The organism is Pseudomonas sp. FP2335 (assembly GCF_030687535.1).
Taxonomy (GTDB): domain Bacteria; phylum Pseudomonadota; class Gammaproteobacteria; order Pseudomonadales; family Pseudomonadaceae; genus Aquipseudomonas.
In genome coordinates, this window is sequence record NZ_CP117437.1 from 1,577,714 (window position 1) to 1,595,511 (window position 17,798).

At 61.7% G+C, this 17,798-nt stretch carries 18 protein-coding genes; 10 read left to right on the forward strand and 8 right to left on the reverse strand.

Going from position 1 to position 17,798, the window contains the following annotated elements:
- Window positions 1-1,149 carry an efflux RND transporter periplasmic adaptor subunit gene (locus tag PSH81_RS06915; protein WP_192299270.1) on the reverse strand — a complete coding sequence of 383 codons (1,149 nt, stop codon included), beginning with the start codon at window positions 1,147-1,149 and terminating at the stop codon, window positions 1-3.
- A gap of 286 nt (window positions 1,150-1,435) precedes the next feature.
- On the opposite strand from PSH81_RS06915, the gene PSH81_RS06920 reads away from it, so the two are divergent.
- Complete coding sequence (locus PSH81_RS06920) at window positions 1,436-2,068, forward strand: TetR family transcriptional regulator (protein WP_192299269.1); 633 nt, start codon at window positions 1,436-1,438, stop codon at window positions 2,066-2,068.
- A gap of 234 nt (window positions 2,069-2,302) precedes the next feature.
- Here the strand turns inward: PSH81_RS06920 and PSH81_RS06925 are convergent, their stop codons facing one another.
- From PSH81_RS06925 to PSH81_RS06935, 3 genes are read right to left on the reverse strand one after another with little or no spacing between them, the layout of a single operon-like run.
- The gene (locus tag PSH81_RS06925) at window positions 2,303-3,358 is read right to left on the reverse strand and encodes an alkene reductase (RefSeq protein ID WP_192299268.1); all 1,056 of its coding nucleotides are present in this window, start codon (window positions 3,356-3,358) and stop codon (window positions 2,303-2,305) included.
- A 27-nt stretch (window positions 3,359-3,385) separates the two neighbouring features.
- The gene (locus tag PSH81_RS06930) at window positions 3,386-4,552 is read right to left on the reverse strand and encodes an MFS transporter (RefSeq protein WP_305392219.1); all 1,167 of its coding nucleotides are present in this window, start codon (window positions 4,550-4,552) and stop codon (window positions 3,386-3,388) included.
- A 10-nt stretch (window positions 4,553-4,562) separates the two neighbouring features.
- Entirely contained in the window at window positions 4,563-4,877 is a 315-nt protein-coding gene (locus tag PSH81_RS06935) for a helix-turn-helix transcriptional regulator (RefSeq protein ID WP_192299266.1), read from the reverse strand.
- Window positions 4,878-5,031: 154 nt separating this feature from the next.
- Here PSH81_RS06935 and PSH81_RS06940 point away from each other — a divergent pair, with 154 nt between their 5' ends.
- Window positions 5,032-5,616 (forward strand): ACP phosphodiesterase, encoded by a 585-nt coding sequence (locus PSH81_RS06940; protein ID WP_192299265.1) that lies wholly within the window; start codon window positions 5,032-5,034, stop codon window positions 5,614-5,616.
- Between the two features lie 42 nt (window positions 5,617-5,658).
- Here PSH81_RS06940 and PSH81_RS06945 read toward each other — a convergent pair whose 3' ends face one another.
- Complete coding sequence (locus PSH81_RS06945) at window positions 5,659-6,450, reverse strand: 1-acyl-sn-glycerol-3-phosphate acyltransferase (protein WP_305392220.1); 792 nt, start codon at window positions 6,448-6,450, stop codon at window positions 5,659-5,661.
- Entirely contained in the window at window positions 6,450-7,205 is a 756-nt protein-coding gene (gene olsB / locus PSH81_RS06950) for an L-ornithine N(alpha)-acyltransferase (protein WP_105525131.1), read from the reverse strand. The genes PSH81_RS06945 and olsB overlap by 1 nt, the downstream gene beginning before the upstream one ends.
- A 187-nt stretch (window positions 7,206-7,392) precedes the next feature.
- Between olsB and PSH81_RS06955 the strand changes: the two genes are divergently transcribed.
- The 4 genes from PSH81_RS06955 to PSH81_RS06970 all read left to right on the forward strand — a co-directional run bounded on the left by PSH81_RS06955 (window position 7,393) and on the right by PSH81_RS06970 (window position 10,720).
- Window positions 7,393-8,466, forward strand: coding sequence for a serine hydrolase (locus tag PSH81_RS06955; RefSeq protein WP_305392221.1), 1,074 nt, complete (start codon window positions 7,393-7,395; stop codon window positions 8,464-8,466).
- The gene (locus PSH81_RS06960; protein ID WP_305392222.1) at window positions 8,463-8,777 is read left to right on the forward strand and encodes an amidase; all 315 of its coding nucleotides are present in this window, start codon (window positions 8,463-8,465) and stop codon (window positions 8,775-8,777) included. Before PSH81_RS06955 ends, PSH81_RS06960 begins: the two co-directional genes overlap by 4 nt.
- Window positions 8,778-8,981: 204 nt before the next feature.
- Complete coding sequence (locus tag PSH81_RS06965) at window positions 8,982-9,560, forward strand: YceI family protein (protein ID WP_226455240.1); 579 nt, start codon at window positions 8,982-8,984, stop codon at window positions 9,558-9,560.
- 2 nt (window positions 9,561-9,562) lie between these two features.
- Window positions 9,563-10,720 (forward strand): phosphatidylserine/phosphatidylglycerophosphate/cardiolipin synthase family protein, encoded by a 1,158-nt coding sequence (locus PSH81_RS06970; protein WP_305392223.1) that lies wholly within the window; start codon window positions 9,563-9,565, stop codon window positions 10,718-10,720.
- A 147-nt stretch (window positions 10,721-10,867) separates the two neighbouring features.
- Here the strand turns inward: PSH81_RS06970 and bglX are convergent, their stop codons facing one another.
- A complete protein-coding gene (bglX, locus tag PSH81_RS06975; RefSeq protein ID WP_226455242.1) occupies window positions 10,868-13,159 on the reverse strand; it encodes a beta-glucosidase BglX in 2,292 nt (763 codons plus the stop codon).
- A 225-nt stretch (window positions 13,160-13,384) separates the two neighbouring features.
- On the opposite strand from bglX, the gene PSH81_RS06980 reads away from it, so the two are divergent.
- The 4 genes from PSH81_RS06980 to PSH81_RS06995 all read left to right on the forward strand — a co-directional run bounded on the left by PSH81_RS06980 (window position 13,385) and on the right by PSH81_RS06995 (window position 16,796).
- Window positions 13,385-13,996 carry a LemA family protein gene (locus PSH81_RS06980; protein ID WP_305392224.1) on the forward strand — a complete coding sequence of 204 codons (612 nt, stop codon included), beginning with the start codon at window positions 13,385-13,387 and terminating at the stop codon, window positions 13,994-13,996.
- 18 nt (window positions 13,997-14,014) lie between these two features.
- Complete coding sequence (locus tag PSH81_RS06985) at window positions 14,015-14,740, forward strand: YgcG family protein (RefSeq protein WP_305392225.1); 726 nt, start codon at window positions 14,015-14,017, stop codon at window positions 14,738-14,740.
- Window positions 14,741-14,768: 28 nt separating this feature from the next.
- Window positions 14,769-15,386 (forward strand): TPM domain-containing protein, encoded by a 618-nt coding sequence (locus PSH81_RS06990; protein WP_226455244.1) that lies wholly within the window; start codon window positions 14,769-14,771, stop codon window positions 15,384-15,386.
- Between the two features lie 201 nt (window positions 15,387-15,587).
- Window positions 15,588-16,796 carry an SAM-dependent methyltransferase gene (locus PSH81_RS06995; protein WP_226455245.1) on the forward strand — a complete coding sequence of 403 codons (1,209 nt, stop codon included), beginning with the start codon at window positions 15,588-15,590 and terminating at the stop codon, window positions 16,794-16,796.
- A gap of 102 nt (window positions 16,797-16,898) precedes the next feature.
- Here PSH81_RS06995 and PSH81_RS07000 read toward each other — a convergent pair whose 3' ends face one another.
- Window positions 16,899-17,798: a DMT family transporter gene (locus PSH81_RS07000; protein ID WP_305392226.1), complete on the reverse strand. Its 900-nt coding sequence runs from the start codon at window positions 17,796-17,798 to the stop codon at window positions 16,899-16,901.

A 17,798-nucleotide genomic window follows, 5' to 3' on the forward strand; every position in this document is an offset into this window, starting at 1 on the left:
TTACTCCCCCTGGCCAGCAGCGGCGGCAGGAGCGGGAGCTGAACCGGCAGGCTTGGCGTTGTCGGCGTCCTTGACCTTGACTTCGATGCCCGGCTTGATGAATTGCAAGCCTTCGGTGATCACGCGGTCACCGGCGTCGAGGCCTTTTTCCACCAGCCAGTAGGCGCCGGACGTGCGGTTGGCAACCAGGGTGCGTTGCTCGACCTTGTTGTCCTTGTTCACCACCAATGCCGTCGGGATGCCCTTGATGTCGCGGGTCACGCCTTGCTGTGGCGCCAGGATGGCCTTGCTGTTCACACCGGCTTGCAACTGGGCATGAACGAACATGCCGGGCAGCAGGGTGTGGTCAGGGTTGGGGAACACGGCGCGCAGGGTTACCGAACCGGTGGTCTGGTCAACCGACACTTCGGAGAATTCCAGCTTGCCGTCCTGGCCGTACGCGCTACCGTCTTCCAGGGTCAGCTTGACCTTGGCGGCATTGGCACCGGCTTTTTCCAGTTGGCCGCTTTCCAGGTCGCGGCGCAGTTTCAGCATTTCAGCCGAGGACTGGGTGACGTCGACGTAGATCGGGTCCAGTTGCTGGATCACCGCCATGGCATCGGTCTGGCCATTGCTGACCAGCGCGCCTTCGGTCACCGAAGAACGGCCGATACGCCCGGAGATCGGCGCGAATACTTTGGTGTAACGCACGTTGATCTGGGCGGTTTGCACGTTGGCTTCCGCGGTCATGCGGTTGGCGACGGCGGTGTCGTATTCCTGGCGGCTGACGGCCTGCTCATCGACCAACTGCTTGTAGCGATCGGAGATGGACTTGGTCTGGGTCAGGCTGGCCTGCGCGCTTTTCAGGGTGGCGTCATACACCGACGGGTCGATCTGGTAGAGCTGTTGCCCTTCCTTCACGTCGCCGCCTTCCTTGAACAGGCGCTTGAGAATGATGCCGTTGACCTGTGGGCGAACTTCCGCAATGCGGTAGGCGGTGGTGCGGCCTGGCAGCTCGGAAGTCAGGGTATAGGCTTGCGGTTGAATGGTGACCACGCCGACCTGAGGGGTTTGGGCGGGCGGAGCCGCTTCTTCCTTTTTACATCCGCTGAGCAGCGATGCCAGGGCGACGGCAGTGACCAGAGCGGTAACAGCTGGCTTAAGTTGCATGAAGATCCTCGGGTCAGGCGCGCAGGATGCGCACAAGAAATGTGGAAGGGTGAAAAACAAGCTGTGAGTAGATAAGTAGCTTGCTACGCAATATACTTACGTTCACGGTTGTTTGTAAACTCTTGACAGGCTTCGCGTAATGTTGACAAAGCAGTGCCCAAAGCCTCGATTTCATTACGTTCGGCACCCACGATGGTGCCGTCCCACAAATATTCAGATGATCGTCAACGGCTATTAATTCTGCGTTAACGATAGTCTCAAGTGTCCTGATTGAGGTTTTACTGCCATGGTTCGTCGCACCAAAGAGGAAGCTCAGGAAACGCGCAGCCAGATTCTCCAAGCCGCCGAGCAGGCCTTTTATGAGCGCGGTGTGGCACGCACCACTCTGGCGGATATCGCTGCGCTGGCCGGCGTGACGCGGGGTGCCATCTATTGGCATTTCAGTAACAAATCCGATTTGCTCCAGGCGTTGCTCGACACCCTGCACGAACCCCTGGACGAACTGGCCCGGGCCAGTGAAAGCGAGGATGAACTCGACCCGCTGGGCTGCATGCGCAAGCTGTTGATTCACTTGTACCATCAGGTGGCCCTTGACCCGAAAACCCGGCGCATCAATGAGATCTTGTTCCATAAGTGCGAATTCACCGATGAAATGTGCGACATGCGCCGTCAACGCCAGACTCACAGCCTGGAGTGCAATCTGCGTATCGGCTTGACCCTGCGCAATGCAGTGCATCGTGGTCAACTGCCGGAAAACCTCGACACCACCCGTGGTGCAGTGTGCATTCATGCCTATATCAACGGGTTGATCGGCCAATGGTTGCTGGTCCCCGACAGCTTCCAACTGCATCAGGACGCTGAGCGCTGGGTTGATATAGGGCTCGACATGCTGCGCTTGAGCCCCAACCTGCGCAATTGAGACAAAATGCGTAATTGCATCCGGTTGTGTCAACAGTAAAGCCTAAGGATGGTCAATCGTCCTTGTGCCGTATTTGTGGGGTGACTTTATATACGCGCTGGCCGGGGGTTGATAGGTAGCCGGCTAAGTATTTTGTAGGGATTTTGTTGCAGGGGTGTGAAGGAATGTTTCCTGGCCCCCATGAAAAAGCCCCGGTTCCTGCGAGCCGGGGCTTTTTCGTTTCAGCTTGTTACATCACAGCGCGAGGGTCGGGTAGTCGATGTAGCCGACCGGGCCTTTGCCATAGAAGGTTTGCGGATTCGCTTCGTTCAGCGGCGCATCAGCCTTCAAGCGCGCCGGTAGGTCCGGGTTGGCAATGAACGGCACACCAAAGGCCACCGCATCCGCCTTGCCCGAGGCCAGCCAGGCGTTGGCGCTGTCCTTGGTAAAGCGTTCGTTGGCGATATAGGTGCCGCCGAACGCTTTCTTCAGTTGTGGGCCGAGGCTGTCCGCGCCTTCTTTTTCACGGGAGCAGATGAACGCAATGCCACGCTTGCCCAGTTCGCTGGCGACGTAGGTGAAGGTCTCTGCCAGATTGTCGTCACCCATGTCGTGGGAATCGGCACGTGGTGCCAAATGCACACCCACACGTCCTGCGCCCCAGACCTCAATGGCGGCGTCGGTCACTTCCAGCAGCAGGCGTGCACGGTTTTCCAGGGAGCCGCCGTAGTTGTCGGTGCGCTGGTTGGTGCTGCTTTGCAGGAACTGGTCGAGCAGGTAGCCGTTGGCACCATGGATTTCCACGCCGTCGAAGCCGGCGGCCTTGGCGTTCTCGGCGCCGGTACGGTAGGCGTCGACGATGTCGGCGATTTCCGCGGTTTCCAGGGCACGTGGGGTCGGGTAGTCGGCCAGTGGGCGCACCAGGCTGACGTGGCCTTTAGGCTGGATTGCGCTCGGGGCCACCGGGGTTTCGCCGTTCAGGTACGACGGGTGGGAGATGCGCCCCACATGCCACAGTTGCAGGAAGATCTTGCCGCCCGCGGCGTGCACGGCCTTGGTGACGTTGGCCCAGCCACGTACCTGGTCGTTGGACCAGATGCCCGGGGTGTCCGGGTAACCCACGCCCAGCGGCGTCACGGAGGTGGCTTCGCTGAGGATCAGCCCGGCGGAAGCACGTTGCACGTAGTACTCGGCCATCAGCGCGTTGGGCACGCGACCTTCATCGGCACGGCAGCGGGTCAGCGGCGCCATGATGATGCGGTTGGACAGTTCCAGGTCGCCCAGTTTGATCGGATCGAAAATAGTCGTCATGGGAAAACACCTTCTCTTTGAAGTTGATCAGTTGGTCACAGGGGCCAGGTCGGCATCGCCGTTCTGACGGAAAGTAATCAGGGTCACCAGCAGCGCCAGGATCGCCAGGGCACCGGCGGCCAATGGCACGCTGGTGAGGCCGAAACCGTGGGCAATCACGCTGCCGCCGACCCAGGCGCCAAGGGCGTTGCCGATGTTGAAGGCACCGATGTTCAAGGTGGACACCAGGTTCGGCGCGGCTTTGCCGAAGGTCACGACGTTGATCTGCAACGCAGGCACGGCGGCGAACGCGGCGGTGGCCCACAGGAACAAGGTGATTTCCGTCGGGATCACGGCGATGCTGGTCCAGCTCAGCGCGGTGGACACCACCGCCATGCTGATGAACACGCCGATCAGGGTCGCGGCCAGGCGCTTGTCCGCCAGCTTGCCGCCGACGATGTTGCCCAGGGTCAGGCCCAGGCCGATCAACAGCAGGGTCCAGGTCACGCCTTGGGGCGAGATGCCGGTGACGTCGCCCAACAGCGGCGCGATGTAGGTGAAGAGGGTGAACATCGACGCGGAGAACAGCGCAGTCATGGTCAGCGACAACCAGATACCAGCACCTTTAAGGGCCGCCAGTTCGGCACGCATGTCGAGTTTTTCTTCGTCACGCTTGGCCGGCAGGAAGCGGATCAGGCCGATCAGCGCGACCACACCAATCACGGTCACCGCCCAGAACGTCGAACGCCAGCCGGCGGCCTGGCCCAACGCCGTACCCAACGGTACGCCCAGCACGTTGGCCAGGGTCAAGCCGGTGAACATCAATGCCACGGCCGATGCGCGCTTGTTGGCCGGCACCAGGTTGGCGGCCACCACCGAACCGATCCCGAAGAACGCGCCGTGGCACAGCGCGGTGACCACACGGGCAAACATCAGCACGTTGTAGTCGCTTGCCAGGGCGCAGAGCAGGTTGCCGACAATAAAGATGCCCATCAACGCTACCAGGGCGGCCTTGCGCGGCAGCTTGGCGGTGGCCAGTGCCATGAACGGCGCGCCAATGGCCACGCCCAGGGCGTAGCCGGTGACCAGCCAACCGGCGCCGGGGATCGACACACCGAGGTCCGCCGCCACATCGGGCAACAGGCCCATGATGACGAACTCGGTGGTGCCGATGGCGAAGGCGCTCAGGGCCAGTATGAGTAGCGAGAGGGGCATTGGGGTTCCTTTACAGCGGTGCGCTGAGTTCTGTAGTGAGCGCATCGAGGAACGCCTGGATGGTGTCCTCGTTGCGTTTGAAAAAGTGCCACTGCCCGGCCTTCTGGCTGCTGATCAAACCCGCGCGTTGCAAGGTCGCCAGGTGGGCCGACACGGTCGACTGGGACAAGCCGCAGCGTTGGTCGATCTGCCCGGCGCAAATGCCGTATTCGTGGTTGTGCAGTTGCTCGGGGAATTGCACTTTCGGGTCTTTCAGCCAGTTGAGGATGTCTCGCCGTACTGGGTGCGCCAGGGCTTTTATTATTTCGTCGAGGTCGATGGACATGGCAGGTGCTCGGTGTCTTGAAGCGTTATATCGCGATGAGGCGAACCTTAAATCGTTATATCCCGATATACCAATATGATTTTGCTCTGAGAACAGGCCAAATCGGTATATCGGGTTATAACGATACGTTGGCGGCAGTGCTAAACTGCGCGCCATGAATTATCTCGCACATCTGCACCTGGGCGGCCAACTTCCTGCGCAACTGCTGGGCAGCCTCTATGGCGACTTCGTCAAAGGCCGCCTGCAAGGCCAGTTCAGCCCGTCAATCGAGGCGGCGATCCAGCTGCATCGTTCCATCGACCGTTTTACCGACAGTCATCCGTTGGTGGGGCAGGCGTTGTCGCGCTTCAGCCTGACCCGCCGGCGTTATGCCGGGATCGTCCTCGATGTGTTTTTCGACCACTGCTTGGCGCGGGATTGGGCGCTGTATGCCGACCAGCCGCTGGAGCGCTTCACCTCGCAGGTGTACCGCGTGCTGGCGGCCGAGCCACAACTGCCGGGGCGGCTGGCGCAGATTGCGCCGTATATGGCGGCCGATGACTGGTTGGGTTCGTATCGTGAGTTTGCAGTGATGGAGCAGGTGCTGCGGGGGATTTCGCGGCGGTTGACGCAGCCTGAGGAGCTCGGACATGCCATGCAGGAATTGCGGGTGTTGTATGAACCGCTGAGTGACGACTTCCGAGTGTTCTATCCACAGCTACAGGCTTTTGCACAAGCCCAACTGAACACTGAGATCTAAATGTGGGAGCAGGCAAGCCAGCTCCCACATTTTGAACTGTGTTCATGCTGCAAATGCAGGTCGAGCCTCTACCTCTTCAGCCTCTGGCACCGGCCCGAACAACGCCTTCTGCACCGCCTGCTGCGCCTGATACGCCAGCGCCGCACGCTCCTGCCCGGCGCACGCAATCGGCTTGAGCAGATGAATTTCTACATCGCCCTGATCATTGGCAAACAAGCGCATCAGGTGCGAGAGCAAATCATCATCGCCAATAAACGGCGCCAATGCGTCCACCTGACCCTCGCGCAGATAGCGGATCGCGACAGGTTGTAGCGCCACATCCGCATCAATCGCACTGGCCAGCAAGCGCCCGTGAAAGGTGCGCAGGCTGCGCCCGTCGGTGGTGGTGCCTTCGGGGAACATCAGCAGCGGGTGCTGTTGCTCCAGATGGCGGGTCATCTGCTTGCGGATCAACTGGCTGTCGCCCGAACCACGGCGAATGAACAAGCTACCGGCCTTCGCCGCCAACCAACCGGCCACCGGCCAGGTGCGCACTTCGGCCTTGGACAGGAACGACATCGGCGCCACGGCGCCCAGCAATGGAATGTCGGTCCACGACACGTGATTGCTCACCCACAGCATCGGCTGGGTCGGCAGCTCACCGTGTACCGTGACGCGAAAGGGCAGGGCGTTGGTCAGCCGCGCCATGAAAAACCGCGACCAACGCTGGCGCCGCGGCATCGAATTGGCGATACCCAAACGCTCGAACAGGCCAAACACACTGGCCATGCTCAAGCCCAGCGCCACCACCACCAGCACGCGGGCAATGCGCCCGTACACCCGCAGGCGGCTCATCACATGGCCGCCTTGAAGTGGCGGGCGTAGCGCGGGCACAAGTTATCGCGCTTGAGCAGGATGAACACGTCGGCCACCTGGAAATCCTCGTCCCAGCACGGCTCGCCGCAGATCTTCGCACCCAGGCGCATGTAGGCCTTGAGCAGCGGCGGCATCTCCGCGATGACGTTGGACGGTAGGTCCAGCGCCGGCAGTGGTTTTTTCGGTTCGGCACGCAGGTGTTCGTTGCACAGGTAGCGTTCGCGCAGGCGCTGCATGATCGCGTGGGCCTGGATGCCGCCATCGTGCATCGGGATGCTCGCGCAGCCCATCAGGTAGCTGTAGCCGCCCTGGTTCAGCACTTCGGCCAACTCGCCCCACAATACGGCGATGGTGCCGCCGTTGCGGTAGGCCGGGTCGACGCAGGTGCGGCCGATTTCCAGGATCGGGCCTTGCAGGTGGAGCAAGCCATGCAAGCTGAATTCTTCTTCGCTGTAGAACCGACCCAGGGTGCTGGCGGCCGCGTGGTCGAGCAAGCGGGTGGTGGCCACCAAACGACCGCTGTTCAAGTCCCGCACGCCGATGTGGCTGCAGTGAACATCATAGTCATCCATGTCCAGACCCAGTTCCGCGCCTTTCAGCTTGGCGTTGAATTCGCCGCTGAACACGTTGAACCGCAAGGCCTGGGCTTCCTGCAATGCCTGCGCGCCAACCAGGCGTTCGGCTTGCAGACGGCGTTCATTGCCGGTGTCGCTGATGCGGGCGATCTGAGTCATGGCGAGTCTCCGAGTGCCGGCCACGATTTCGGCCGGTCGACTTTGTTGTCCAAACTCAGGCTATGGAGGCCCGGTGTCATCTCCATGAAGTTATGGTGACGCTTGGATGACAGGCTGCTCTGTCGCAAATCTGTCATTGCCCTGCGCTAGCCTCGCGGGCTTGAATGCCCCCCTTGAGTCCGCGTCCATGGTCAGAGGCCTGTTGTGTGTTGCCCTGCTGTCAGTCACCGTTACCGCCCACGCCGAAACCTGGCCTGCCAAGGAGTGGGCCAGGGGCTCGCAAATCGAAGGCCCCGCGCTCGATGCCTTGAACGCCTACGCATTTCCCCCGCGCGACGATGCCACCCGCCAAGGCATTCGCACCGATGCGCTGCTGGTGGTCCATGATGGCGTGGTCATCTACGAACGCTACGCCGCGCCGACCACGGCCAGCACTGCGCACCTCACTTGGTCTGTCAGTAAAAGCCTGATGGCGACGGTGTTGGGCGTGGCCTACGGTGAAAACCGCTTCAAACTGACCGACCCGGCTGCGCGGTTTTATCCGCCGATGAAGCAGCACCCCACGGTGACGATGGCCGACCTGTTGCACTGGGCCTCGGGTCTGGACTGGCAGGAGGACTACGAATACGCCCCGCTGAAATCCTCGGTGGTGGCGATGCTCTACACCCGTGGACATCGCGATATGGCTGAGTTCGCCGCCGACACCGACGCCGCCCACGCGCCGGGCCAGGTGTTTCGTTATTCCAGCGGCGACAGCAACATCCTGTCCGCCGCCCTCAAGGGCATGCTTGGCCACAAGGCTTACATGAGTTACCCGTGGGATGCGCTGTTCAAGCCGCTGGGCATTCACAACGCGACCTGGGAAACCGATGCCGATGAAACCTATGTCGCCTCGTCCTACGCCTACCTCACTGCCCGCGACCTCGCGCGCGTCGGCCTGTTGATGGCGCGGGACGGTCGCTGGGGCGAGCAGCAGTTGCTGCCCAAGGAATGGATTGCCTTCAATCGCCAGGCGTTTGCCCACTACCAGGCCGGCCAGGATGAAGCCGTGCCGGGCGGGCACTGGTGGCTCAATCAAGGCGCCCAAAGGCCGTGGCCGGATGCGCCCGCCGATACCTTCGCCGCCCTGGGCCATTGGGGACAGGCGTTGTATGTGATGCCCGACGAACACTTGGTGATCGTGCGCTACGGCGATGATCGCGACGGCAGTTACCGCCACAACGAACTGCTCAAGCGCGTGCTCGCGGCGGTGCAGCCATGATCCGTGGTCGGCCGTTTACAAGCCTGCTGATCGTGCTGTTGCTCGCCCTGTTGGGCTGGGCCTGGCACGAGCGCGTCAACCTGCAAGCCTTTCCCGACATCATCGCGGCGTATACCGCCAAGGAATATTGTTCGTGCCGTTATGTGGCGAACAACCCCGCCGAGTATTGCCGTGGTTACGTGAAGCAATACGTGCCCACCAGTGCGTTGAGCGATAACCCCGAGCGCAGCGAAGTTACCGCCAGCGGGATGGGGCGTACCCACACGGCGCGCTGGCTTGGCGACCGCCAGGGCTGCCGCCTCAATCCCTGATACGCCTCATATCCCTTGTGGGAGCGGGCTTGCTCGCGAAAGCGTCATGTCAGCCACTGAATAGTTGACTGACCCACCGCTTTCGCGAGCAAGCCCGCTCCCACACAAGCGCCACTCCACTCAAACCCGTGCCCAGATTGGATTTGCGCCGCTTGGGACATTGCGCTTAAGGTTCGTGCAGGTTTTTCTCCCTACGAGTCTTTAATGCTGATCAAACCCCTGGCCTTCGCTCTGTTGGCCGCCGCTGCCGTGCCTGCCCATGCCGACTGGTATCTGGATAACGAATCCTCACGCCTGTCCTTCGTCACCAGCAAAAACACTGACATCGCCGAAGTGCAGCGCTTTCTGGTGTTGCATGGCAAAGTCGACGGCAACGGCGCGGCGCAGGTCGAAGTGGAGCTGGAGTCGATCAACAGCGGCATTCCGTTGCGCGATGAGCGTATGCGCAATGACCTGTTCGAAATCAAGACCTTTCCCGACGCGCTGATCAACGCGCAGATCAACCTGCAACCCATCAATGACCTGGCCCCCGGCGCGCAATTGGAACTGCGCTTGCCGCTGCGCGTCACCTTGCACGGCAAGACCCAGACCTACAACGCCGAACTGCTCGCCACGCGCCTGGATGACCGGCGCTTCCAGGTCGTGACCCTGGAGCCGGTGGTGATGCATGCCGAGGACTTCGATTTGATGCCCGGCGTGGCAGCGTTGCGCAAGGCGGCCGGTTTGGCGTCGATCAGCTTGTCGGTGCCGGTGGGTGCGGTGCTGATCTTTACGGCGCGCTGACCGTGGGCGGCGCAGTGTTCCCGTGGCGCAGCGCCAACCGCTTCGAGTTGTTGATCGACGGGCCGAATTTCTTCCCGCAGATGCTGGTGGAGATTGCCCGTGCCGAGCGGCAGGTTGAACTGGAGTTGTACCTGGTGGAAGCCGGCGCCTGTGCCGAGGCCATGGTGCAGGCGTTGGTGCTTGCCGCTGAACGGGGTGTGCGGGTGCGCTGCCTGTTTGATGACTACGGCAGCCTGGCGTTTACCCTCGGGCTGCTCAAACGCCTGACCGATGCCGGTGTGGAACTGCGTTTCTACAATCGCCTGAACTGGCGGCGCTGGATGCGCAACCTGTACCGCGACCACCGCAAACTGTTGCTGGTCGACCAGGGCTGCGCCTTCGTCGGCGGCACCGGTGTTACCGATGAATTCTGGAACCCGGGCCACGACACGGCCGACTGGCACGAAGTGATGGTGCAGATCAGCGGCCCGCTGGTGCAGGACTGGCAGGCGCTGTTCGACCGCCAATGGCACGCCAACGCCGCCCGCCGCGAATGGAAACCCGCGACCCGTTTCGGCTTGCCGCGCTTGCCAAGAATGCCCGCCACCGGGCCGGGGCTGGGACGTGTTGCATACGCCGACGCCCGCCAGCATCGGGATATTCTGCAATCGCTGATCCGCGCCTTGAACGGCGGCCAGCAACGTATCTGGCTGGCGACCCCGTACTTCCTGCCGACCTGGGGCGTGCGCCGCGCATTGCGCCGGGCGGCAGGGCGCGGGGTGGATGTGCGCTTGCTGCTGACCGGCCCGCGCACCGACCATCCGTCCGTGCGCTATGCCGGGCACCGGTATTACCCGCGCCTGCTGCGCTCGGGGGTGCAGATCTTTGAATACCAGCCATGCTTTTTGCACCTGAAGATGGTGCTGGTGGACGATTGGGTCAGTGTCGGCTCGTGCAACTTCGATCACTGGAACCTGCGCTTCAACCTCGATGCCAACCTGGAAGCGTTGGACCCAGAGTTGACGCAAGCGGTGGCGGGCAGTTTCGAGCGGGATTTTGCCCAGAGCCTGGCGGTCAGCCTGGAGGCGTGGAAGTCGCGGCCGTTGTGGCGGCGAGTGAAGCAGCGGGTGTGGGGGTGGATTGATCGGTTGGTGGTCAACGTGCTCAACCGACGCGGTTAACCAGACCGCTGAGAGCAAAATGTGGGAGCGGCGGTGCTCGCGAATGCAGTGGATCAGCCAACTCTTCAGTGGCTGACACGACGCCTTCGCGAGCAAGTCGAATCGTCGCACCGCCGCTCCCACATTTTTTTTTGACCGCGTACGGTTTTAGAGCAGTTCGAACGTCTGCTGCTGCACATCCTGGGAATCCAACCCGATCTGCACATTGAACTCACCCGGTTCCGCCGCGAACTTGAGCTGGGTGTTGTAGAACTTCAAGTCGTCCTCGGTGATGCTGAAGTGCAGCGTGCGTTCTTCGCCAGCCTTGAGCAGCACCTTCTGGAAGTTCTTCAGCTCCTTGATCGGGCGGATCATCGAACCGGCCACGTCCTGGATATACAGCTGCACCACGGTTTCGCCGTCGACCTTGCCGGTGTTCTTCACGGTGACGCTGGCGTCGAGCTTGCCGGTCTTGTTCAAGGTGGTGGACGACAATGCCATGTCCGACAGGCTGAACGTGGTGTAGCTCAGGCCATACCCAAACGGGAACAAGGGCCCGGTGGTGTCATCGAAGTACTGCGAGGTGTAGTTGCCTGGCTTGCCCGGCGTGAACGGCCGGCCGATGGTCAGGTGGTTGTAGTAGGTCGGAATCTGCCCCACCGAACGTGGGAACGTAATCGGCAGCTTGCCCGATGGGTTGTAGTCACCAAACAGCACGTCGGCGATGGCGTTGCCACCCTCGGTGCCGGCGAACCAGGTTTCCAGGATCGCGTCGGCCTGCTGGTTCTCTTCGAGAATCGACAACGGGCGGCCGTTCATCAGCACCAGTACCAGCGGCTTGCCGGTGGCTTTCAGCGCCTTGATCAGGTCGCGCTGGCTCTGCGGGATGTTCAGGTCGGTGCGGCTGGAGGATTCGTGGGACATACCACGGGACTCACCCACCGCTGCCACGATCACATCGGCACTCTTGGCGGCTTTCACCGCTTCGTCGATCAACACTTGCGGTGCGCGTTTGTCGTCCACCACTTCCGGGGCATCGAAGTTGAGGAAGTTGAGGTAGTCGACCACGGCCTTGTCGTTGGTGATGTTGGCGCCGCGGGCATAGATCACTTTGCCTTTTTCGCCGATCACCGCGTTCAGACCGTCCAGCAGGGTCACCGATTGCGCCGGGCGCCCGGCGGCGGCCCAACTGCCCATCATGTCGATCGGGGCCTTGGCCAGCGGGCCGACCAGGGCGATGGTCGCGGATTTTTTCAGTGGCAGGGTGTTGTTCTGGTTTTTCAGCAAGACCAGGCTGCGCCGGGCAATATCACGCGCTTCGGCGCGGTGCAGGCGGCTGTCGGCATAGGTGTCGGCCGGGTCGTCCTCGGCCTTGCCGATGCGCAGGTACGGGTCCTTGAACAGGCCCATGTCGTACTTGGCGCCGAGTACTTCGCGCACGGCGTTGTCGATGTCGCTCTGTTCGATCTCGCCGGACTTGAGCAGCCCTGGCAATTCCTTGCCGTACAGCGAGTCGTTCATGCTCATGTCGATACCGGCCTTGATTGCCAGCTTGGCGGCTTCACGCCCGTCCTTGGCCACGCCGTGCTTGATCAGTTCGAAGATCGCGCCGTGGTCGCTCACGGCCAGGCCCTTGAAGCCCCAGTCCTTGCGCAGCAGGTCGTTCATCAGCCAGGTGTTGGCGGTGGCGGGCACGCCGTTGATCGAGTTCAGCGCCACCATCACACCGCCGGAACCGGCCTTGATCGCCGCGTGGTACGGCGGCAGGTAGTCCTGGTACATCTTGACCGGGCTCATGTCGACCACGTTGTAGTCGCGCCCGCCTTCCACCGCGCCGTACAGGGCGAAGTGCTTGACGCTGGCCATGAGGCTGTCGGCATTCGCGGGGCTGGTGCCCTGGAACGCCTTGACCATCACTTCGGCAATCCGCGAAACCAGGTAGGTGTCTTCGCCGAAACCTTCGGAGGTACGGCCCCAGCGTGGGTCGCGGGAGATGTCGACCATCGGCGCGAAGGTAATGTCGAGGCTATCGGCGGCGGCTTCCTGGGCGGCGATGCGCCCGGAGCGGTGGATCGCGTCCATGTCCCAGCTGGAGGCCAGTGCCAGGCTGATCGGGAAGATAGTGCGGTGGCCGTGGATCACGTCATAGGCGAAGAACATCGGGATCTTCAGGCGGCTGCGCATCGCCGCGTCCTGCATCGGACGGTTTTCCGGGCGGGTGATCGAGTTGAAGGTGCCACCGATGCGACCGGCGGCGATTTCCTTGCGGATCAGCTCGCGGGGCATTTCGGGGCCGATGCTGATCAGGCGCAATTGGCCGATCTTCTCATCGAGGGTCATCTGCTTGAGCAGGTCGCTGACGAAGGCGTCCTTGTCCTTAAGCGCAGCAGGCTTTGTTTCTGCCCATACGGGGTGACTGGCCAGAGTGGCAACAAGGCCGAGCAAACACAGCTTTTTCATGAATATCCTTTTTCGGCTCACTGCACAGCGAAAATGCGCTGTTCTGCCAAAATGTGGGGAGCGTACGTTGTTGTTCGAGTGTTATACCGACAAATGCCGCACACTTCGGAACTCTTGTTTGCGGTGGGCATCTTTTTAGCTGATTGATTCGATGCAATCCAGTCGTGGTAGCGGATTATGCCTCACGGTTGCCAAATTCCATCAAAGTTCGCCAGGAGAAACACCATGCAAGCAGCACAGGGTTACCGCTGGGGCTTGAAAGCCGCGGCATTGTTATTGATCAGCAGCGTGCTCAGCGGTTGCGGCATCAACAATATTCCGACACTGGACGAACAGGCCAAAGCCGCCTGGGGCCAGGTGCAGAACCAGTACCAACGGCGTGCCGACCTGATCCCCAACCTGGTGGAAGTGGTCAAGGGCTACGCCGCCCATGAGCAGGACACCCTTACCGCGGTGATCGAAGCACGGGCCAAGGCCACCTCGATCCAGGTGGATGCCAGCACCCTCGACAACCCGGAAAAACTCAAGCAGTTCCAGCAAGCCCAGGACGGTTTGAGCGGCGCCCTCAGCCGCCTGATGGTGGTGTCCGAGCGCTATCCGGACCTCAAGGCCAACCAGAACTTCCTGGCCCTGCAATCCCAGCTTGAAGGCACCGAAAACCGCATCGCCGTGGCGCGCCGCGACTTTATCCAGGCGGTGCAGGCCTACAACACCGAGATCCGCACCTTGCCGGGCCGGCTGTGGCACAGCGTGATGTACAGCGACTTGCCGATCCGCGCCTCGTTTGAAGCCACCAGCGCCGACGCCGATAAAGCGCCGCAAGTGAAGTTCAAGTAAAGCTGCACTGAGGTGTCGATGCGTTTACTAAGGATAGGCCTGGCGCTGTGGCTGTTGGCTTGCGTGGGCGTGGCCCAGGCGGCGCTGACATTCCCGGCGCTGACCGGGCGGGTGGTCGATAACGCCCAGATGCTCGACGCGCCCACGCGCGAGCGGCTGACCCAGCAATTGCAGGCGCTGGAGCAGACCTCGGGCGACCAGATCGTGGTGGTCACCGTGCCCGACCTGCAAGGCGTGCCCATTGAAGACTTCGGTTACCAATTGGGCCGCCACTGGGGCATCGGCCAGAAGGGCAAGGACAACGGCGCACTGCTGATCGTCGCCCGCGATGAGCGCAAATTGCGCATCGAAGTCGGCTACGGCCTGGAAGGTGTGCTCACCGATGCGCAAGCGTGGGTGATCATCAACCAGGTGATCGCACCGAAGTTCAAGGCTGGTAACTTCAGCCAGGGCATCAGCGACGGCGTGGCGGCGATGCTGCAGGTGGTGGGCGGCGAACCGCTGGCCGTGCCGGCGCATGTGGCGGATGCCAACTTTGCCAAGGATAATCCCGGGTTTTCCATTGGCTTGTTTATCCTGCTGATCGGCGTGTTGTGGTTGTGCAATCGCCTGGGCCTGCCGGTGGGCGCGATCCTGCTGGCGATTCTCAGCAGCAGCGGCCGTGGTGGTGGCGGCGGTGGCGGCGGCGGTTTCCGTGGCGGCGGCGGTGGTTTCGGCGGCGGTGGGGCTTCGGGCGGCTGGTGATGATAATAATGAGAGAGCAACGATAACCATGGCATTACTGACTGAACACGAGCAGCGCCAAGTCGCCGAAGCCATCGCCCGCGTGGAGAAAACCACCGACGCGGAGTTGGTGACGGTACTGGCAGCCCGCGCCGACGATTACGCCTACATCCCGCTGTTGTGGGCCAGTCTGATCGCGCTGGTGGTGCCCGGCGTGGTGCATTACCTGTCGGGCTACATGACCATGTACACCTTGCTGCTGGCGCAGTGGGCGACATTCATCGTGTTGTGCCTGGTGTTCCGCTTGCCCAAGGTCACCACGCGCTTGATCCCGCGTTCGGTGCGCCATTGGCGCGCATCCAACCTGGCCCGCCGGCAGTTCCTGGAGCAGAACCTGCACCACACCCTGGGTAGCACCGGCGTGCTGATTTTTGTCAGCGAGGCGGAGCGGTATGTGGAGATCCTGGTGGATGACGGGATTTCCAAGCGCCTGGATGACAGCAGTTGGGATGCCATCGTGCAGGCGTTTACCCAACAGGTGAAGCAGGGGCAGACGCTGGCGGGGTTTATCGACTGCATCGAAGCGTGTGGCGAGTTGTTGAAGGTGCATGTGCCGGTGACGCAAACCCGCAATGAATTGCCCAATCGCCTGATCGTACTCAACTAAAAATGTGGGAGCGGGCTTGCTCGCGAATGCGGTGTGTCAGTCAACAGATTCATTGTCTGATCCACCGCATTCGCGAGCAAGCCCGCTCCCACATTGGGTGTTGTGTCGGCAATACAATTACCGTTAGTCAAATAACCCCGTGCCCTGAAGCCCCGTCCCCCCTAAAATGCCCGGCATTCCCAGCCCGAGGCGTTTTTGTTCATGTCTGTCACCGCTCAACCTGTCAGCGACCACCACGCCCAGTTCATCGAACTGCTCGGCACAAGCCTCGCGCAGAACGCCTTTATCAAGCTGGTGCTGGCCAAGTACGTCGGTGACGAAGCCGAGTTGCAGCGCCTGATCATCAAGGCGGTGACGGTCAAGGAGCAGGCGTGCCTGTCCTTCGTCTATCGCTATAAAACCCGCGACATCACCAAGAACTTCCCCGTGGCCGAGGGCGTGGCGACGATTGCCGCGCTGCTGCCGGCGCAGTTCAAGAACGCGCACTTATTGTCGTTGACCGACGAAGCCCAGCTGGAATACAGCAAGAAGAACAAAAGCTCGCTGTTCAAAAGCAAGCCGCAGCAACTGCGCGAGGCGCCGAGCGCCGAGCACAACCGTGAGAAGAATCGCTTCCTCGACCTCAGCCGGCCATTCCTCGCTGACCTGGGCGTGACCGACGCCAAGCAGGCGCTGATCCCGTCGATGTCGCGCAAGTGGAAGCAGATCAACAAGTTCATCGAAGTGTTCAGCCATGCGCTGACCAGCTCACCGCTCAAACTGGACCGCCCGGTGCGCGTCGCCGATTTCGGCTCGGGCAAGGGTTACCTGACCTTCGCCATCCACGATTACCTGCGCAACACCCTCAAGGCCGAGGGCGAGGTGACGGGCGTCGAGTTGCGCGAAGACATGGTGACGTTGTGCAACAGCGCCGCCGCGCGCCTGGAACATCCGGGGCTGGTGTTCAAATGTGGCGATGTGCGCAGCGTGGCGCCGAGCGAACTGGACGTGATGATCGCCCTGCACGCCTGCGACATCGCCACCGACTATGCGATCCACACCGGTATCCGTTCCGGCGCGTCGATCATCATGTGCTCGCCGTGCTGCCACAAGCAGATCCGCCTGCAGATCCAGAGCCCGGCGCTGTTGAAGCCGATGCTGCAATACGGCTTGCACCTGGGGCAGCAGGCCGAGATGGTGACCGACAGCTTGCGTGCGTTGTTCCTCGAAGCGTGCGGATATGAAACCAAGGTGTTTGAATTCATCTCGTTGGATCACACCAACAAAAACAAGATGATTCTGGCGGTCAAGCGTGAGCAGCCGCTGGATAACGCGCAGTTGCTGGAAAAAATCCAGGAGCTGAAGGCGTTCTACCACATCACCGAACACTGCCTGGAAACCCTGCTGCGTGCGGATGGCTACCTGAACTGAACAGCTATCCCCTGTGGGAGCGGGCTTGCTCGCGAACGCGGTGGATCAGTTGAAAAATGTGTGACTGACACACCGCATTCGCGAGCAAGCCCGCTCCCACATTTAGACCGTGTCTGGCTTGAGAGCAGGCGCAGGCTGCACCGAAGTCTTGCGCCCCAGCATCACCGTCACAATCACCCCACAGGCAAACACCCAGGTAATCGGCTCAATGTGTTCGCCAAAGAACAATGCCGAAAACGCGATGGTGAAGAAGATCTGCAACAGCTGGATCTGGCTGACCCGCGCAATGCCGCCCATGGCCAACCCGGCGTACCAGGCGAAGAACCCCAGGAACTGCGAGAACAGCGACACATACCCAAACGCCCACCACGTACGCATCGACACCGCGCCTTGATGCTGCGCCGCCAAGTACCACACCGGGCCGATCAACAGCGGCGTCGACAGCACCAGCGCCCAGCAGATCACCTGCCAGCCGCCCATCTCCTTGGCCAGGCGGCCACCTTCGGCATACCCGAGGCCGCCCACGGCGATGGCGCCGAGCATCAGCAAGTCGCCCGCCTGGATACTGCCCGCGCCGGTGATCAAGGCATAACTCAACACCAGCCCACTGCCCAGCGCCGCGCAGGCCCAGAAGGCTTTTGACGGCCGCTCGTGGGACAGCCACGCCGCATACAGCGCCACACACAGCGGTTGCAGGCCGTTGACCAGCGCGCCGTGGGACGCCGGCAGGGTTTGCATGGCCCACGCCGACAGCACCGGAAAGCCCAGGATCACCCCGGCAATCACCAGGCACAGCCCGCGCACCTGGCGCCAGCTCGGCCACTGTTCACGGCGCCACAGCAACAAGGCTGCCGCCGGGATCGCCGCGAACAACGCACGGCCGAGGCCGTTGAGCAACGGGTGGATTTCCTGCACCACGATGCGGGTGAAGGGCAGGGTCAGGCTGAAGATGATGACGCCCAGCAGGCCAAGGGCCATACCGGTGTTTTCGCGCGAGCTCAT

What these genes read in the sequence shown, in the direction of transcription:
- PSH81_RS06920 (WP_192299269.1), top strand. Translation starts at nt 1,436, where the DNA reads ATGGTTCGTCGCACCAAAGAGGAAGCTCAGGAAACGCGCAGCCAGATT.
- PSH81_RS06995 (WP_226455245.1), top strand. Translation starts at nt 15,588, where the DNA reads ATGTCTGTCACCGCTCAACCTGTCAGCGACCACCACGCCCAGTTCATC.
- PSH81_RS06945 (WP_305392220.1), bottom strand. Translation starts at nt 6,450, where the DNA reads ATGAGCCGCCTGCGGGTGTACGGGCGCATTGCCCGCGTGCTGGTGGTG.
- PSH81_RS06980 (WP_305392224.1), top strand. Translation starts at nt 13,385, where the DNA reads ATGCAAGCAGCACAGGGTTACCGCTGGGGCTTGAAAGCCGCGGCATTG.
- PSH81_RS06985 (WP_305392225.1), top strand. Translation starts at nt 14,015, where the DNA reads ATGCGTTTACTAAGGATAGGCCTGGCGCTGTGGCTGTTGGCTTGCGTG.
- olsB (WP_105525131.1), bottom strand. Translation starts at nt 7,205, where the DNA reads ATGACTCAGATCGCCCGCATCAGCGACACCGGCAATGAACGCCGTCTG.
- PSH81_RS06915 (WP_192299270.1), bottom strand. Translation starts at nt 1,149, where the DNA reads ATGCAACTTAAGCCAGCTGTTACCGCTCTGGTCACTGCCGTCGCCCTG.
- PSH81_RS06965 (WP_226455240.1), top strand. Translation starts at nt 8,982, where the DNA reads ATGCTGATCAAACCCCTGGCCTTCGCTCTGTTGGCCGCCGCTGCCGTG.
- bglX (WP_226455242.1), bottom strand. Translation starts at nt 13,159, where the DNA reads ATGAAAAAGCTGTGTTTGCTCGGCCTTGTTGCCACTCTGGCCAGTCAC.
- PSH81_RS06940 (WP_192299265.1), top strand. Translation starts at nt 5,032, where the DNA reads ATGAATTATCTCGCACATCTGCACCTGGGCGGCCAACTTCCTGCGCAA.
- PSH81_RS06990 (WP_226455244.1), top strand. Translation starts at nt 14,769, where the DNA reads ATGGCATTACTGACTGAACACGAGCAGCGCCAAGTCGCCGAAGCCATC.
- PSH81_RS06925 (WP_192299268.1), bottom strand. Translation starts at nt 3,358, where the DNA reads ATGACGACTATTTTCGATCCGATCAAACTGGGCGACCTGGAACTGTCC.
- PSH81_RS07000 (WP_305392226.1), bottom strand. Translation starts at nt 17,798, where the DNA reads ATGAGCTCGCGCGAAAACACCGGTATGGCCCTTGGCCTGCTGGGCGTC.
- PSH81_RS06955 (WP_305392221.1), top strand. Translation starts at nt 7,393, where the DNA reads ATGGTCAGAGGCCTGTTGTGTGTTGCCCTGCTGTCAGTCACCGTTACC.
- PSH81_RS06930 (WP_305392219.1), bottom strand. Translation starts at nt 4,552, where the DNA reads ATGCCCCTCTCGCTACTCATACTGGCCCTGAGCGCCTTCGCCATCGGC.
- PSH81_RS06960 (WP_305392222.1), top strand. Translation starts at nt 8,463, where the DNA reads ATGATCCGTGGTCGGCCGTTTACAAGCCTGCTGATCGTGCTGTTGCTC.
- PSH81_RS06935 (WP_192299266.1), bottom strand. Translation starts at nt 4,877, where the DNA reads ATGTCCATCGACCTCGACGAAATAATAAAAGCCCTGGCGCACCCAGTA.